Below are 17,051 nucleotides of genomic sequence, written 5' to 3'. Positions count from 1 at the left end.
TGACGAGGTTCAGTTTTCGGAATTCAGTTCAAACGCTTCGGCCAGCAGTTCGTACGTGCGCAGCCGGGCGGCATAGGTCGCGGTCACGCTCAGCACCACCAGCTCGTCGGCGGCGAACTGCTCGCGCAGGGCCAGCATGCGCTCCGCCACGCGTTCGGGCGTGCCGCAGAGTGTGCGCGGGCGCTCGCGCTCGATGATCAGCTGGTCGCGTTCGGTCGGCACATGGTTTTCGGCCTGCTCCAGCGACGGGATCGGCGCGTTGACCCCATAGGCCATCTGCAGCCGCCGCAGATCCACGGCGCGTTCCAGTTCGGCCGCTTCGGCGTCGGTGTCGGCGCAGATCACGAAGATCGCGGCGGCACTGTAAGGCTGGGCCTCATAGCCTGGCTGGAAGTCCTCTCGGTACTGCCGCGCGACATGATGGCCCGTGTGCGCGTTGATGAAATGCGCAAACGCAAACCGCAACCCGAGCCGCGCGGCCAGTGCGCCGCCGTAGTCGCTGGAGCCCAGTATCCAGAGTTCAGGCTGCGTATCGACCACGGGCTGGAGCAGCACGCCCTCGGCCAGATGGCCGGGCGGCACGTCGCCGCGCAGCAGGCAGGACAGGTCGCGCACCTGCTCCTCGAACTGCGCGCCGCGGTCGTACTGGCCCATTGCCACGGCCTGCGCCGTGCGCAGGTCGCCGCCGGGCGCCCGGCCCACGCCGAGGTCGATGCGGTTCGGGAACAGGCCTTCGAGCATGCGGAACTGCTCGGCCACCTTGAACGGGCTGTAGTAGGGCAGCATGACGCCGCCCGAGCCCAGCCGGATACGCTGCGTGACGCTGCCGATGCGCGCCAGCATGACTTCCGGCGCGGGATTGCAGACGCCGCGCAGGCCGTGGTGTTCGGCGCACCAGTAGCGCGTGTAGCCAAGCGCGTCGGCCATCTGCGCCAGTTCTACGGTCGCAGCCAGCGCATCACGCGCGGTGTGGCCGGCGATGACCGGGCTCTGGTCGAGCACGGACAGGCGCAGGCGGGGTTTGGTCGCGGTCATGATGCTTCAGGGCTGGGTGCGGCCCGGCAGGCGCTGGCCGATGGCAGCCACCAGTTGGCGCGCCAGCGTGAGCTTGTCGGCGCGCGGCAGCCGGGTCATGCCGGCGGCATCGAACAGCACGATCTCGTTGTCGTCGAGGCCGAAGGTGTGGTGGCCGATATTGCCCACCAGCAGCGGCACGCCCTTGCGCTGGCGCTTCTGTTCGCCGTACTGCTCGAGGTTCTCGCTCTCCGCGGCAAAGCCGACGCAGTAGGGCGCATCGGTGCGTCCGGCGACGGTCGCCAGGATGTCCGGGTTCTGCACGAACTGCAGCGTCGGCGTATCGGTATCGTTGGCCTTCTTGAGCTTCTGCTGCGCGACCTCGGCGGGGCGCCAGTCGGCGACAGCCGCAACCGCGATGAAGACGTTTACGTCGCGCAGCTGGGCCAGCACCGTGTCATGCATCTGCTGGGCGCTGCGCACATCGGTGCGCACCACGCCGCGCGGCGTGGGCAGGCCGGTCGGGCCGGCCACCAGCAGCACCTCGGCGCCGGCTTCGCGTGCGGCGCGGGCGATGGAAAAGCCCATCTTGCCCGACGAGAGATTGGTGATGCCGCGCACCGGATCGATAGCCTCGAAGGTCGGGCCCGCGGTGATCAATACACGCTTGCCCGCCAGCGGCTTGGGCTGGAAGAAGGCGATGAGGTCATCGACCAGCTCTTCCGGTTCCAGCATGCGGCCGTCGCCGACTTCGCCGCAAGCCTGGTCGCCGCTGCCGGGGCCCAGGATGACGACGCCATCCGCGCGCAGTTGCGCCGCATTGCGCTGCGTGGGCGCGGCGGCCCACATCTGGCGGTTCATGGCCGGTGCCACGAGCAGCGGACAGTCGCGCGCGATGCACAGCGTGGTGAGCAGGTCGTCGCACAGGCCATTGGCCAGCTTGGCGAGGAAGTCGGTCGATGCGGGCGCGATCACGATGGCGTCGGCCTCGCGCGAGAGGTCGATGTGCGCCATGTTGTTGTCGACGCGCGCATCCCACTGCGACAGGAACACCGGGCGGCCCGAAAGGGCCTGCATCGTGACCGGGGTGATGAAATGGGTCGCTGCCTCGGTCATGGCCACCTGTACCGTGGCGCCGGCCTTGGTCAGCAGGCGGACCAGCTCGGCCGACTTGTAGCAGGCGATGCCGCCGGTCAGGCCGAGAACGATGTGCTTGCCGCGCAAATCCATGGGGGACTCGTCAAAGAAAGGGGTGTCGGCATGATACCGGCAGCCCGCGCGGGCTGCCGGGGGCGGCTTGGTGCCGGCTCAGTGCCGGCGAACGCGCCGCAGCTCGTCGACGACCAGCAGCACAGCGCCGACGGTGATGGCGCAGTCGGCCACGTTGAAGGCCGGCCAGTGGTAGTTGCGCACGTAGAAATCGAGGAAGTCGATCACGTGCCCGTAGACCACGCGGTCGACCACGTTGCCCACGGCGCCGCCCAGGATCAGCGACACGGCGAAGCAGAACAGGCGCTGGCCGGTATGGCGGTAAAGCAGCCAGACGATGAACGCGCCGACCACGAGCCCGAGCCCGGTAAAGAACCAGCGCTGCCAGCCGCCGGCATCTGCCAGGAAGCTGAACGCCGCGCCCTTGTTGTAGACCAGGACCAGGTTGAAGAAGCGCGTCACCGGGCGCGATTCGCCGTACGAGAACGTACGCACGATGACGATCTTGAAGAACTGGTCCAGCACCACCACCAGCAGGGCGAACGCCATCCACAGCAGCGGCGTGGCGTTGCCCGAGGCCTTGTTGTTATGGCCCGACGCCTTGTTATTGCGGCGTGCCGGGCGGGCGGAACGGGTCGTGGACGATGCCATCAGGCATGGCTCCTGTGTTCACCGGCGCCGAACAGGTTGCTGTCGCAGCGGCCGCAAAGGGTCGGATGGTCGGGGTTCTGGCCAACGTCGGCGCGGTAGTGCCAGCAGCGTTCGCACTTGGCATGCGCCGAAGCTGCGACCGTGACGAGCAGGTCGCCGGCTTCCGGCGCGGGCGTGACGGTGGCCGCGGACGTCAGCAGCACGAAGCGCAGGTCGCCGCCAAGGCTCTGCAGCGCGTCCAGCACCGGGCCGCCGGCCTGGATGTTGACCTCGGCCTGCAGCGACGAGCCGATCGCGCCTTCCACGCGCACTGCCTCGAGCTGCTTCGTGACTTCCGCGCGGACTTCGCGCAGGGTGTGCCACTTCTGCAGCAGGTCGTCGGCCTGGTCCACTTCCGGCAGCGTGTAGTAGGTGCTCGTGAAGATGGTGTCGGTGTGGCCGGTGCCGTGCGCGAACACTTGCCACGCTTCCTCGGCGGTGAACGACAGGAACGGCGCCATCCAGTGCAGCATGGCCTGCGTGATGTGGTACAGCGCGTTCTGCGCCGCACGGCGGTCCTTCGAGTCAGGCGCCGTGGTGTACAGGCGGTCCTTCAGCACGTCCAGGTAGAAGCCGCCCAGGTCTTCCGAGCAGAAGGTCTGCAGCTTGGCCACCACCGGGTGGAACTCGTACGCGTCGTAGTGCGACAGCACTTCCTTCTGCAGGCGCTCGGACAAGGCCACGGCGTAGCGGTCGATCTCCAGCCATTCCGAAGCGGGCAGCGCGTGCTTGGCATGGTCGTAGTCGGACAGGTTCGACAGCAGGAAGCGCAGCGTATTGCGGATGCGGCGATAGCTTTCCACCACGCGCTTGAGGATCTCGTCGGAGATCGACAGCTCGCCCGAGTAGTCGGTCGAGGCCACCCACAGGCGGATGATCTCGGCGCCCATCTTGTTGGCGATGTCCTGCGGCGACACGGTGTTGCCGACCGACTTCGACATCTTGCGGCCTTCGCCGTCGACGGTGAAGCCGTGCGTCAGCAGCGCCTTGTACGGCGGCTTGCCATACAGCATCGACGCCGTCAGCAGCGACGAATGGAACCAGCCGCGGTGCTGGTCCGAGCCTTCCAGGTACAGGTCCGCCAGGCGGCCGTCGGCTTCATCGGCCGACGGGTCGTACAGGTCTTCGCGGTGCGAACCGCGGATCACGGTCCAGTGCGTGGTGCCCGAATCGAACCATACGTCGAGCGTGTCGCGGTTCTTCTCGTACTGGTCGGCCTCGGCGCCGAGCAGTTCCTTCGGGTCCAGCGTCTGCCACGCCTCGATGCCGTGCTGCTCGACGCGCTTGGCCACTTCTTCCAGCAGCTCAGGCGTGCGCGGGTGCAGCGCGCCGGTTTCCTTGTGCAGGAAGAAGGCCATCGGCACACCCCACTGGCGCTGGCGCGACAGCGTCCAGTCCGGGCGGTTTGCGATCATGTTGTGCAGGCGCTGCTTGCCCCACGACGGGAAGAACTCGGTAGCCTCGATGCCCGCCAGCGCGGTTTCGCGCAGCGTCGGCACCGGCTTGCCGTCCTGCTCGACCGGATCGACATCCATGCCCGCAAACCACTGCGAGGTGGCGCGGTAGATGATCGGCGTCTTGTGACGCCAGCAGTGCATATAGCTGTGGGTGTACTTGTGCGAGTTGAACAGGTTGCCGGACCCCTTCAGTACCTCGACGATCTTCGGGTTCGCGTCCCAGATCGACAGGCCGCCGAACAGCGGCAGCGTGCCGGCGTACACGCCGTTGCCCATCACCGGGCTGATGATGTCGTGGTCGCTCATGCCGTGCGCCTTGCACGACTGGAAGTCTTCCACGCCATAGGCCGGGGCCGAGTGCACGATGCCCGAGCCGGTGTCGGTGGTCACGTAGTCGCCCAGGTAGATCGGTGACAGGCGGTCATAGCCGGCGTCCATCTTGGCCAGCGGATGGTGGAAGCGGATTTCCGACAGCGCGGCGCCGGTCGTGGTCGCGACGACCTTGCCTTCCAGTTCGTAGACCTTGAGTTGTTCCTCGACGCGCTCGGTTGCCAGGATCAGGAAGCCGCGCGGGGTGTCGACCAGCGCGTACTCGACTTCGGGATGCACGTTGAGCGCCTGGTTGCTCGGGATCGTCCAGGGCGTGGTGGTCCAGATCACGATCCAGCCCGGCTTGGCGTTGATCTGCTCGAACGGCACCTTGAAGGCGTGCGCGAGCTTGTCGGTGTCGGCGAACGGGAAACCGACGTCGATCGACAGGTCGACCTTGTCCTTGTACTCGACCTCGGCCTCGGCCAGCGCCGAGCCGCAGTCGAAGCACCAGTTGACCGGCTTCAGGCCGCGGAACACATAGCCCTTTTCCATGATCTTGCCGAGGGCGCGGATTTCGTCGGCCTCGTTGCTGTAGTTCATGGTCAGGTACGGGTGGTCCCAGTCGCCGAGCACGCCCAGGCGTTCGAAGTCCACCATCTGGCGCTTGATCTGCTCGGTGGCGTAGGCGCGGGCCTTGGCCTGGACTTCCTGCACCGGCAGGCCCTTGCCGAACTGCTTCTCGATCTGGATCTCGATCGGCATGCCGTGGCAGTCCCAGCCCGGCACGTAGACGGCGTCCAGGCCGGTCAGTCCGCGCGCCTTGACGATCATGTCCTTGAGGACCTTGTTGACCGCGTGGCCGATATGGATGTCGCCGTTGGCATACGGGGGGCCATCATGCAGCACGAACTTCCTGGCGCCCTTGCGCGCCGCGCGGATCTTCTTGTAGAGCTGCTTGTCCTGCCACTGCTTGACCCACTGCGGCTCGCGCTTGGGCAGGTCGCCGCGCATCGGGAAGGGGGTGTCCAGCAGGTTGACCGGATATTTGCTTTTCTCGGGCTTGGCGCGTTTGTCGTTGGACATGTCGATTCTCGGGGCAATTCGTTTGGCGCGCACCGGGCCGTTGATCTGGCCACGCATGGGTCGCACTGGGGCGTGCGCGCAGGAAAGACTGGATAGGGCGGAGCGCGAACCGGCACCGCGGGGTGCCGGGCCGCTAGCTAATTCGGTCCGTGGCCGACGTGGCGAAGCCGCCAGCGCCCTCGGCGCGGCCGGTGGAGGCGTCCGGCGCGGTCAGGCCGAAGAAGGCGCGCGCGTCGGCGCTATCCTTGGCGATGGCCGCGGTCAGTTCTTCCAGATTATCGAAACGCGCTTCATCGCGCAGCTTCTTCATGAACTCGACCCGGATCAGCTTGCCGTACAGATTCTCGTTGACGTCGAACAGGTGAACTTCCAGCAGCACGCGGCCGGCGTCCTCGATGGTCGGGCGCACGCCGATGCTGGCCACGCCGGGCAACGGATGCTCGGCAATGCCGTGCACTTGCACGACAAAGATGCCGTTGACCGCCGGTCGCTTGTGCGAGATGCGCAGGTTCAGCGTCGGAAAGCCCAGGTCGCGGCCCAGCTTGCGGCCGTGGATCACGTGGCCGCTGATGGCATAGCCATGGCCGAGCAGGCGGCGTGCGTGCTCAAGGTCGCCATCGGCCAGCGCCTGGCGCACGGCCGAGCTGGAGATGCGGATGCCGCCCTCGGACACCGAGCCCATCTGCTCCACGTCGAAGCCGAAGCGCTGGCCCGCGTCCTGCAGGTAGGCGAAATCGCCGGCGCGCTTGGCGCCGAAGCGGAAATCGTCACCAACCAGCACCCAGCGCGCGTGCAAGCCATGCCACAGCACGTTCTCGACGAACGCCTGCGGCGACTGGCCCGCGAAGTGGGCGTTGAAGTGCTCCACCACCACGCGATCCACGCCATTGCGTCGCAGGCTCTCGAGCTTGTCGCGCAGCAGGGCGATACGGGCCGGGGCCTTGTCAGGCGTGAAGAACTCGCGCGGATGCGGCTCGAACGTCATCACGCACAGCGGCAGGCCGCGCGCGTCGGCTGCCGCGCGTGCGCGCGCAAGCAGCGACTGGTGGCCGCGATGCACACCGTCGAAATTGCCGATGGTGAGCGCGCAAGGCGCCCGGCTCTCGGCGTTGGGCAGGCCGCGGAAGACTTTCACGGGGACGGCGGGAAATGTTTCGGGTAAAGCGGGCATTATAAGGCGAATGGGTCCGATTGCCCCTGCCGGGCGCCCATGTGTCGTCGACGGCCGCGGTTTTTGTGGCGCAATCGTCCTGTCGTCGTGGCGCGATAGGGCAAAAGGCGGCATGATAGGCGCCAGTCCAGACGCGCGGCCTTGGCTGCCGGCGCGTCCAAGCCTCGATCCCACAAATTCCCTTGAACGCGCTGCTCAATCGGCTGTTGCCGCGATTCCTGCCGCCTGCCGGCGCCCCGCTCGATACCGAGACGCGCGCGAAACTGATGGCGATCGTCCACAAGGGGTCGCCGTCGGGCACGCTGGCGGCGGTACTGCTGCCAGCGCTGACCATCTTCGCCTTCTGGGATTCCGCCGACCACGCCGCGCTGCTCGGCTGGGGCGCGGTGATGCTGTTGCTGGCCGGCGGCGGCGTGTGGTTCTACCTGGGCTACCAGCGCGATGGCGCTTCCATGAGCCGTTCGGCGCACACGCGGAAGTGGTGGGGCAATATGCGCGCCGTGGCGTTCCTGACCGGGCTGACCTGGGGCAGTTCGGCCCTGCTTCATATGTATACGGGCTCGACGATCTTCTCCAGCGTGCTGTACCTGCTCAGTCTCGGCGTTCTGGCGGGCGGGGCGGTGTCGCAGGCTCCCGTGCCGTCGAACCTGGTCTATGCCGGCGTGCCCGTACTGGTCCCGAACATGTTGTTGGCCGAGATTGCGTTTCCGGGGCACGGCATCTACGTGCAGTTGCTGCTTGTTATCTATGCGCTGATGCTGGGACGCCATGCAGTCGGCCTGCAGGGCACGCTGGTCAGGGCGATCCAGCTGGAAGGCGACAGCCGCCGACTGGCCAAGCAATTTCAGGAAGAGAAGGAACGTGCGCTGCATGCGAGCGAGGAGAAATCGCGCTTCCTGGCCGCGGCCAGCCACGACCTGCGGCAGCCGGTTCATGCGCTGGTGATGCTGGTGGAAGCGTTGCGCGCGCGCAACCAGTCCACGGTGCTCCATCCTCTCGTTGAGCAGGTGGCGGCCGGTACGCAGACCATCGACCTGCTGTTCCGTTCTTTGCTGGATCTGTCCAAGCTGGAGGGCCGCAAGGTCCTGCCCACCCTCGAACCGTGCGAACTGAGCGGATTGATCCGCGACGTCATGAGCCAGTTCGCCGCCGATGCGCGCGAAAGCGGCCTGACGTTGACGCCGCGCGTGCCGGACGAGCTTTATGCCATGGCCGAGCCGGTGCTGCTGCGCCGCGCGCTGTTCAACCTGGTGCAGAACGCCTTGCGCTATACGAAGCGCGGGGGCGTACTGATCACCGCGCGCCAGCGCCGCAAGCATGTGCGGCTGGAAGTGTGGGATACCGGAGCCGGCATATTGCCCGACCACCTGCCGGACATCTTTTCACCGTACTACCAGGTCCATAACCCGCAGCGAGACCCGTCGCAAGGCCTGGGGCTGGGGCTGGCCATCTTCAAGGAATGCGTGCGCCTGATGCGCGGCACGTACGGCGTACGGTCGGTGCCCGGCAAGGGCTCGGTGTTCTGGTTCGCACTGCCTCCGGTGCCGGCCGAGACAGTGGCCAGCGTGCGTGAAATGCGGGCCATGGCGGCGGCCGAGGATTCCAGGCCGGACAAGCTCCAAGGCACGGTGCTGGTGGTCGACGACGATACGCAGATCCGCAAGGCGTGGATTGCGCTGATGGAGGCGTGGGGCATCCGGGTGGCCTGTGCCGCCCATGGCGCGGAAGCCGACAAGCTGTTTGCCATGGGTTTGCGGCCGGACATCATCTTCTGCGATCTGCGCCTACCTGGCAGCGAAAATGGCCTGGATCTGCTGGAACGCTGGCAAAACACCCAGCCGCAGGCGCGCAGCGCCTTGCTGACGGGCGACCTGAAATCCGCCGCGCTGGCAGCAGCGGAGGACGCGGGATATTTCGTCTTGCCGAAGCCGGTGGACCCGGCATCGCTGCGCGTACTGCTGCGCCGCTGGTTGCGCGCCGCGGCCTGAAAGAGTGGACTGAAAGCTGGACGACCTTACTGACGCAGGCGGAAGCGTTCCATGCGGGACATGACTTGCATGCGCGTGCGGACACCGAGCCGCTGGAGGATGGCCGAAACGTGTTCCTTTACGGTGTTTTCGGTCAGCCCGAGCCGGCGCGCGATCACCTTGTTCGGCAATCCTTCCAGCACCAGCGCAAGCACCGAGCCCTGGCGCGGCGTCAGGCCAAGCTCGGCAGGCGTCACGGGGATACCATGAGCCGGTCCAAAGGACTGGGCGCGTCCGCTAAGCGCCTCATCGGTCGGAAACGAGGTATCGCCGGCGAGCACTTTGCGCACCGCGGAGGTGAAGGCGTGCGCGTCCAGGTGCTTGCCCACGAAACCACAGGCGGCCAAGGCGCGGGCGCGTCCGACGATTTCCGGCGTGGCTTCGGCCGACATGAAAATGAACCGCGCCCCTGGAATGACGGTCTTGAAGGACTGCATGGCATCGAAGCCCGTGCCGTCGTTCAGCCAGATATCGAGCAGAACGATATCCGGGCGCAGGCCTTGCTGGAGGCTCGTCAGCGCTTCCCGGGCGCTGCCGGCGGCATGGACTGCAACATCTGGCATCACCTCGGTCAGGAATGCAGTAGTGCCTGACAAGGCCATCGGATGATCATCGACCACCAACAACGTCGGTGCAGCGTTCGACATGCTAATTCCCGTAATTTCCCGTTTCGTCCTTGTTGTCACCAGCTTGCACAAAATTGGAGCGTGGACGTAGAGGCCACTCTATCAGAGGGTGCGATGCGTCACAATCTATCAAACGGGTCTTTGGGGCTTCACTGTCGCGTGCCCGTTGCAGTGTCCCGACTCCGATTCTCGCGAATTAGGCGCCTGATAGTTTGGCTTTGCCGGAGTTTGGTGCCTGCCCTTGGTAGAATTGCGCGATGAAAAAAATCGTCATCCTGATTTCAGGGCGGGGCTCCAATATGGAAGCCATCGTCCAGGCATGCGCGGCCGGCGGGTGGCCGGCGCGCATCGCTGCGGTAATTTCCAACCGGCCGGAAGCGGCCGGGCTGCAGTTTGCAAAGGACCACGGCATCGCCACTAGCGTGGTCGACCACCGCCTGTATCCCGATCGCGCGAGCTTCGACGCGGCGCTGGCGGAGGCTATCGATGGTTATGCACCGGACCTGGTGGTGCTTGCCGGCTTCATGCGCATCCTGACCGCGGGCTTCGTGGATCGTTATGCCGGCCGCCTGCTCAATATTCATCCGTCGCTGCTGCCTTGCTTCCCGGGCCTGAATACCCATAAGCAGGCGCTCGACGCCGGCGTGAAGCTGCACGGGGCCACCGTGCATTTCGTCACGCCTGAATTGGATCATGGTCCTATTGTGATCCAGGCGGCTCTCGATGTATTGCCGGTCGATACGCCCGAGAGCCTTGCCGTTCGCCTGCTCGATTGCGAGCATCTGATTTATCCCCGTGCCGTCCAATGGTTTGTCGAAGGACGCCTGCTGGTCCGGAACGGGGTCGTTCACGTCAATCCGGCCGAGCCTCAATTGCTTATGGCCATCTCCGCCGGTGTACCGGCGGCAGGAGCAAAGCCATGAGTCGTCATCAGGCCGGGGCGCGCCCGGCGTCCAAGGATTCCCGCCAGCCTGCGCGGGTCCGCAAGTCCAGTCCTATTCGCAAGGCCCCCGGTGCGGACGGTCAGCAGGTACGTTCGTCGAGCGGACTTCACGCTACGCACATCCAGCATATCGACCGCTTGCTTGGCAAAGTCATGCTGTTCGCGCGCCCGGCCGATGCCGTGGTGAGCTATTACTTTCGCGAAAACCCCAAGCTCGGACATCGCGAGCGCGGCATCATCGCCGAGGCGGTCTACGCGGTGCTGCGCCGCCGCGTCGAGTTCGGCCAGTTTGCCGAGAGTGGCACCGGCGCGGCGTCGCGCCGCCTGGCACTGCTGGGTCTGGCGGCAACCCTTGGACGCGATGTGCTTTCGCCTTTCCTGTATCCGGAGGAAGGCGAGTGGCTCGATCGCCTGACCACGATCGAGCGCGCCAGCCTGTCGCCCCGCGTGCGGGCGAACCTGCCGGAATGGCTGTTCGATAACCTGGTGGCACAGCACGGCGAAGCGTTTGCTTCGGCACTTGGGGATGCATGGTTGCGCCCCGCTCCGCTGGATCTGCGAGTGAATCTTGGCAAGGCCACCCGTGAAGCCGTGCTGGCCGAGCTCGAAGAAGCCGGCCTGCGTGCCGAGCCCACGCCGATGGCGCCGGCCGGCATCCGGCTGCAAGGCAAGCCGGCGTTGAACCAGTTGCCGCTGTTCGTGAATGGGCTGGTGGAGGTCCAGGACGAGGGCAGCCAGCTGCTGTGCAGCCTGGTCGCGCCGAAGCGCGGCGAGATGGTGGTGGATTTCTGCGCGGGCGCCGGCGGCAAGACGCTGGCGCTCGGCGCGGCGATGCGCTCGACCGGCCGCCTGTACGCGTTTGATGTATCTGAGAAGCGCCTCGCCAATCTCAAGCCGCGCCTGGCGCGCAGCGGTCTGTCGAATGTGCACCCCGTGCTGATCGATTCGGAACGCGACGCCAAGGTCAAGCGCCTGGCCGGCAAGATCGACCGCGTGCTCGTCGATGCGCCCTGCAGCGGGCTTGGCACGCTGCGGCGCAATCCGGACCTGAAATGGCGCCAGAGCCCGGAATCGGTGCTGGAACTTACCGCGAAGCAAAGCGCGATCCTGGACGCGGCGGCACGCCTGGTGAAAGGCGGCGGCCGCGTGGTCTACGCGACATGCAGCGTGCTGGAAGCCGAGAACGAGGCCATCGTGCGCAGCTTCCTCGCTTCCCACCCGAATTTCCGGCTGGTTCCGGCAGCAGAGGTGCTGGCCGAGCAGCAGATCGAGGTGCCTGACTTGCCGACGGAAGGCGGCATGTTCGCGTTGTATCCCCACCTGCACCAGACCGATGGCTTCTTCGCCGCGGTCCTGGAGCGTACGCAGTAATCCCTCCCACCGGTCGTCGCGCGGCAAGCGCGACGACCGGTGCGGCAGCAAGGTCCAGGCAGATTCTCCATGAGCGGAAACCCATTGGCCGGCCTGACGGCCACGCACACGACATTCGGCAGGATGCTCGACGACCTGCTCCGGGATGCGGGCGGCCCCGGCTTCATCTGGCAGCTTGTCGTGCTGGGCGGCTGCTTGCTGGCAGCCTGGCCGCTCGCGCGCTTTATCGTCAAACGGCTAGAGGATCGTTACGCATCGTCGAGTTTCTCGCTGCGCTTTGCCGCAGCCAGTCTCGAGCGTGCCATGTTCCCGCTGTTTGGCTGGCTGCTCGTGATGTCGGCCCGTTTCGCGCTGGAGCCGATGATGGCGATCAGCGTGCTGCGGCTTGCGCTTGTGCCGCTGTTCGGCATCACCTCCCTGTACTTCACGTTCTATATCCTGCGGCGCGTGCTGTCCGGCAGCGGCCAGTTGCACGGCATGCTGCTATTGGTCGAAAAAGTGCTGACCACGCTGGTCTGGGTGGCCATGGGGCTTTACGTGCTTGGCCTGCTTTCCGACGTGACGGGATGGATGGAGGCCATGCGCTTCTCGCTGGGCAAGCAGAAGGTGAGCCTGGCGGACATCCTGATGGCGGTCGTGTGGATCCTGCTGACCGTGCTGGTGGCCATGTGGTTCGGGTCCTGGCTGGAAGAGCGCCTGATGCGCTCGGCCAGTCTCGACGTGAACCTGAAGGTCGTGCTGACCCGCATTTCGAAGGCGCTGCTGCTGCTGGTCTCGCTGCTGCTGAGCCTGTCGCTGGTGGGCATCGACCTGACCGTGCTGTCCGTGTTCGGCGGTGCACTTGGCGTCGGCCTGGGTCTTGGCCTGCAAAAGATCGCCAGCAACTACATTTCGGGCTTCATCATCCTGCTCGACCGCTCGGTCAAGCTGGGCGACCAGATTACGGTGGACAAGTACTCCGGTACTGTCTCGCAGATCCGCACCCGCTACACGGTGGTGCGCAACGGCGACGGCGAGACCCTGGTGCCTAACGAGCAGTTGGTGGCGCAGTCCGTGCAGAACCACTCGTTTTCCAACACGCATGTCCGCGTGGCGACGCGGGTGCAGGCCGATTATGCGGCGGATCCCGAAACCGTGATCATGCTGCTGACCGAATGCGTGCGCGAACTGCCACGCGTGCTGAAGGACCCTGCGCCGGCGGCATTTCTGGTGATGTTCGCGGATAGCGGCATCGAATATGAGGTAGCCGTCTATATTGCCGATCCGCAGAACGGCAAGCTCGGCGTGCAGTCGGCCATGAACCGGGCAATCTGGCGTACGCTGCGCGAACACCGGATTTCGATCCCGTATCCCCAGCGGGAAATCCGCGTGCTCAATGCGCCGCAGGAACTCAACTCGGTCGATGATATTTCCGCGCCACCCGCGGAAGTGGCCAAATCGGCATGACTTCATAAAGAAACAGGCAAGAGCCGCACAACGGAACAAAAATCGCGGCGCCTCGTCAAACTCCGGGAAAAAGCGTATGACTCAGGCTTGCGCAATCCGGTAGAATGCTGGGTTGTCGCGGGTTGCGAGCATCCCGCATCCTCACACCGACAGCCGCCAGATTGCAGCGGCTCGTGCCTGTCCCGCCTGCCAACCGCCGGCGCCGGAACTGCGCGCCGGGGGTTCCCGCCATGAGATGGCCGGTCCCTGGCGGACGCCAGACCATATCGCAATCAGTAGATTTGCAGTCTTTTTTCTGCGCGTTGTGCACGGCGCCGGGGCAGCCGCAAGGGAATGCCCCTGTTTAACCGACGGAGAACAGAGTTTGTTCGACATTATTCTTGACTGGGCCGCCAATGGCCTTGCCAACTGGTCCTGGTGGGAGATCGTGATCTACACGCTGGTGATGACGCACGTCACCATCGCCGGGGTCACCATCTTCCTGCATCGTTGCATGGCGCACCGATCGCTGGACCTGCACCCGATTGCCCAGCATTTCTTCCGCTTCTGGCTCTGGCTGACGACGGGCATGGTCACCCGCGAGTGGACTGCCATCCACCGCAAGCACCACGCCAAGTGCGAGACCGAAGACGATCCGCACAGCCCGCAGACCCGTGGCATCCGCAAGGTGCTGCTGGAAGGCGCCGAGCTGTACCGCGCCGAAGCCAAGAACAAGGAAACCATCGCCAAGTTCGGCCATGGCTGCCCCAATGACTGGGTCGAGCGCAATGTGTATTCGCGCTTTGGCTGGCAGGGCGTCGGCCTGATGCTGATTATCGACCTGGCCCTTTTCGGCGTGATCGGCATGACGGTCTGGGCTGTGCAGATGCTGTGGATCCCGATTCACGCTGCCGGCATCATCAATGGCCTGGGCCACTGGTGGGGCTATCGCAACTACGATTGCGAAGATGCTTCGACCAATGTGTCGCCATGGGGCCTGATCATTGGCGGCGAAGAGCTGCATAACAACCATCACACCTATCCGACTTCGGCCAAGTTCTCGATCAAGTGGTACGAGTTCGACGTGGGTTGGGGCTATATCCGCGCCATGCAGGCCGTGGGGCTGGCCAAGGTGAAGAAGACGCCGCCCAAGGCCCGGCTCGTGGAAGCGCGTCCGGTCGACGACAACACGCTGGAAGCCATCATCGCCAATCGCTATGACGTGATGGCGCGCTACGCCAAAGCCTTGAAGAGCGCGTTCCGCCAGGAACTGGAGCAACTCAAGGAAGGCCGCGGCGCCGAGTACCGCACCCTCAAGCCGGCTGGCAAGTGGTTCCACCGCGAAGAAACCAAGCTGGCCGCACCGCAGCGCCAGCAATTGGCGAGCATCGTCGAGCAGAGCAAGTCGCTGCACACCTTCGTGGAAATGCGACGTGAGCTGGCCGCCATCTGGGGCCGTTCCAACCTGACGCGGGAGCAGTTGCTGCAGCAGCTGCAGGCCTGGTGCCATCGTGCCGAGGCCAGCGGAATCCAGGCGCTGCACGATTTTTCGCTGCGCCTGCGCCGCTACGCCTGATACAATCGGCCCGCGCCCGAATGGCTACACAAGGCCCCGCCCATGGCGGGGCCTTTTGTTTTAGATAAACTCCCCCATGTTCTGGCCGCCCGCATGAAGTTGCATGCGCGAGGGCCACGAGGAGTACCGGAGATGACCCCCCAATCGATCAAGACCGTCGAGTTCGAAAAGCCGAACCTGGCGGATACCGACAACGCCGCCGGCGGCAGCTGCGTGGCCCATGCCTGGGCCAAGGTGCCTCCGGTGCTCTCTCCCGACGAAAGGCAGGCGCTCAAGGCACGCATCAGGCGCTTGCTGAAAGAACGCAACGCCGTGCTCGTCGCGCACTATTACGTGGACGCCGACCTGCAGGACCTGGCCGAGGAAACCGGCGGTTGTGTCTCGGACTCGCTGGAAATGGCCCGCTTCGGCCGTGACCATTCGGCCCAGACCCTGGTGGTGGCCGGCGTGCGCTTCATGGGCGAGACCGCCAAGATCCTGAGCCCTGAAAAGACCATCCTGATGCCGGACCTGGATGCGACCTGCTCGCTGGACCTGGGTTGCCCGGCCGACGAGTTCGCTGCCTTCTGCGACGCGCATCCGGACCGCACCGTGGTCGTGTACGCCAATACCAGCGCGGCGGTGAAGGCCCGGGCCGACTGGATGGTGACCTCCAGCATCGGCCTGAAGATCGTCGAGCACCTGCATGCGCGCGGCGAGAAGATCCTGTGGGCACCGGACAAGCACCTCGGCGGCTATATCCAGAAGCAGACTGGTGCCGACATGCTGCTGTGGCAGGGCTCCTGCCTGGTGCATGACGAATTCAAGGGCGTCGAGCTGGACCTGCTGCGCCGCGAGTTTCCCAACGCCAAGATCCTGGTGCATCCCGAGTCGCCGGCCAACGTCGTGGCGCAGGCGGACGTGGTGGGCTCCACGTCGCAGATGATCGCGGCCGCGCAGGAACTTGACGCGACCGAATTCATCGTGGCGACGGACAACGGCATCCTGCACAAGATGCGGATGGCCGCCCCGGGCAAGCACTTTATTGAAGCGCCGACTGCGGGCAACAGCGCCACGTGCAAGAGCTGCGCCCACTGCCCGTGGATGGCGATGAACGCGCTGTCGAACCTGGCCGAGGTGCTCGAGACCGGTCGCAACGAGATCCACGTGGATCCGGCCACGGGCCGCCAGGCTGTGGTCTGCATCAACCGCATGCTGGATTTCGCCGCGCAGCAGAAAGCCAATGTCCGCCCGGTGGCTGACCTCGCGAAGGAACAGGCGTTGTTCCAGGGAATCGGCCCGGCATGAGCGTGAATCCCATTTTCGACAGCTATGGTTCGGCGCTGAAGGCGGCGCTGGAAGCCAACGTCGGCGCGGCCATTGCCGAAGACGTAGGCAGCGGTGACCTGACCGGCCTGCTGGTGCCGGCGGACAAGCAGGTGCTGGCGCGGGTGATCGTGCGCGAGCAGGCGGTGCTTTGTGGTCAGCCGTGGTTCGCCGCTTGCATGAAGGCCATCGACGAACGTCTGGTGGTGAGCTGGAAGCAGGAAGAGGGCGCCCGCATGGCACCCGATTCGATTGTCTGCGAAATCACCGGACCCGCACGCGCGCTGCTGACCGCCGAGCGGCCCGCGCTGAATTTCCTGCAACTGCTGTCCGGCGTGGCGACCGTCACGCGGCGCTATGCCGACCTGATCGCCGGCACGCGCGCGCGCGTGCTGGATACCCGCAAGACACTGCCGGGCCTTCGGCTGGCGCAGAAATACGCGGTCAAAGTGGGCGGCGGCGAGAATCAGCGGCTGGCGCTCTATGACGGCATCCTGATCAAGGAAAACCACATTGCCGCGGCAGGCAGCATCACGGCTGCGATGCGCGCCGCGCTGGCGCTGGGCGCCGATGCGACGATCCAGGTCGAGGTGGAGTCGCTTGCCGAACTGGAAGAGGCCCTGGCTGCCGGCGCCACGTCGATCCTGATCGACAACTTCACGGTGCCGATGATGCATGACGCCGTGCGCATCAATGCCGGGCGCGCGTTGCTGGAGGTGTCGGGCGGTGTCAATGCGGAAACGATCCGCACCTTTGCCGAGACCGGCGTGGACCGCATCTCGGTCGGGGCGCTAACGAAGGATGTGCGCGCCACCGATTACTCGCTGCGCATCATCGGCTGA

The 17,051-nt window shown here is 65.5% G+C and carries 13 protein-coding genes; 7 read left to right on the top strand and 6 right to left on the bottom strand.

Annotation, left to right across the window (positions count from 1 at the left end; translation table 11 throughout):
• Positions 1–9 precede the first annotated feature (9 nt).
• The 5 genes from ACIGJC_RS12430 to ACIGJC_RS12410 all read right to left on the bottom strand — a co-directional run bounded on the left by ACIGJC_RS12430 (position 10) and on the right by ACIGJC_RS12410 (position 6,900).
• A complete protein-coding gene (locus ACIGJC_RS12430) occupies positions 10–1,035 on the bottom strand; it encodes an LLM class flavin-dependent oxidoreductase (protein ID WP_483709145.1) in 1,026 nt (341 codons plus the stop codon).
• 6 nt (positions 1,036–1,041) lie between these two features.
• Positions 1,042–2,244 carry a bifunctional phosphopantothenoylcysteine decarboxylase/phosphopantothenate--cysteine ligase CoaBC gene (gene coaBC / locus ACIGJC_RS12425; protein WP_483709144.1) on the bottom strand — a complete coding sequence of 401 codons (1,203 nt, stop codon included), beginning with the start codon at positions 2,242–2,244 and terminating at the stop codon, positions 1,042–1,044.
• 78 nt (positions 2,245–2,322) lie between these two features.
• A complete protein-coding gene (gene lspA / locus ACIGJC_RS12420; protein WP_483709143.1) occupies positions 2,323–2,874 on the bottom strand; it encodes a signal peptidase II in 552 nt (183 codons plus the stop codon).
• Positions 2,874–5,765: an isoleucine--tRNA ligase gene (gene ileS, locus ACIGJC_RS12415; RefSeq protein ID WP_483709142.1), complete on the bottom strand. Its 2,892-nt coding sequence runs from the start codon at positions 5,763–5,765 to the stop codon at positions 2,874–2,876. The genes lspA and ileS overlap by 1 nt, the downstream gene beginning before the upstream one ends.
• Positions 5,766–5,898: 133 nt before the next feature.
• Positions 5,899–6,900, bottom strand: a complete 1,002-nt coding sequence (locus tag ACIGJC_RS12410) for a bifunctional riboflavin kinase/FAD synthetase (RefSeq protein ID WP_483709140.1) — start codon at positions 6,898–6,900, stop codon at positions 5,899–5,901.
• Positions 6,901–7,118: 218 nt separating this feature from the next.
• Between ACIGJC_RS12410 and ACIGJC_RS12405 the strand changes: the two genes are divergently transcribed.
• The gene (locus ACIGJC_RS12405) at positions 7,119–8,924 is read left to right on the top strand and encodes a hybrid sensor histidine kinase/response regulator (protein WP_483709139.1); all 1,806 of its coding nucleotides are present in this window, start codon (positions 7,119–7,121) and stop codon (positions 8,922–8,924) included.
• 26 nt (positions 8,925–8,950) lie between these two features.
• Here the strand turns inward: ACIGJC_RS12405 and ACIGJC_RS12400 are convergent, their stop codons facing one another.
• Positions 8,951–9,610, bottom strand: a complete 660-nt coding sequence (locus ACIGJC_RS12400) for a response regulator (RefSeq protein ID WP_483709138.1) — start codon at positions 9,608–9,610, stop codon at positions 8,951–8,953.
• A 236-nt stretch (positions 9,611–9,846) separates the two neighbouring features.
• On the opposite strand from ACIGJC_RS12400, the gene purN reads away from it, so the two are divergent.
• The 6 genes from purN (at position 9,847) to nadC (ending at position 17,051) form a co-directional block, all read left to right on the top strand.
• Positions 9,847–10,512 carry a phosphoribosylglycinamide formyltransferase gene (purN, locus tag ACIGJC_RS12395; protein ID WP_483709137.1) on the top strand — a complete coding sequence of 222 codons (666 nt, stop codon included), beginning with the start codon at positions 9,847–9,849 and terminating at the stop codon, positions 10,510–10,512.
• The gene (locus tag ACIGJC_RS12390; RefSeq protein WP_483709136.1) at positions 10,509–11,903 is read left to right on the top strand and encodes an RsmB/NOP family class I SAM-dependent RNA methyltransferase; all 1,395 of its coding nucleotides are present in this window, start codon (positions 10,509–10,511) and stop codon (positions 11,901–11,903) included. Before purN ends, ACIGJC_RS12390 begins: the two co-directional genes overlap by 4 nt.
• A gap of 69 nt (positions 11,904–11,972) precedes the next feature.
• Positions 11,973–13,349, top strand: a complete 1,377-nt coding sequence (locus ACIGJC_RS12385; protein WP_483709135.1) for a mechanosensitive ion channel family protein — start codon at positions 11,973–11,975, stop codon at positions 13,347–13,349.
• Between the two features lie 364 nt (positions 13,350–13,713).
• Positions 13,714–14,904: a DesA family fatty acid desaturase gene (locus ACIGJC_RS12380; RefSeq protein WP_483709134.1), complete on the top strand. Its 1,191-nt coding sequence runs from the start codon at positions 13,714–13,716 to the stop codon at positions 14,902–14,904.
• 132 nt (positions 14,905–15,036) lie between these two features.
• Positions 15,037–16,191, top strand: coding sequence for a quinolinate synthase NadA (gene nadA / locus ACIGJC_RS12375; protein WP_483709132.1), 1,155 nt, complete (start codon positions 15,037–15,039; stop codon positions 16,189–16,191).
• Positions 16,188–17,051 (top strand): carboxylating nicotinate-nucleotide diphosphorylase, encoded by an 864-nt coding sequence (nadC, locus tag ACIGJC_RS12370; RefSeq protein ID WP_483709130.1) that lies wholly within the window; start codon positions 16,188–16,190, stop codon positions 17,049–17,051. The genes nadA and nadC overlap by 4 nt, the downstream gene beginning before the upstream one ends.

Source organism: Cupriavidus sp. C3SS-1 (genome assembly GCF_057073755.1).
Note: the sequence above shows the minus strand (reverse complement) of the source record. Positions and strands in the feature narration are given on the sequence as shown.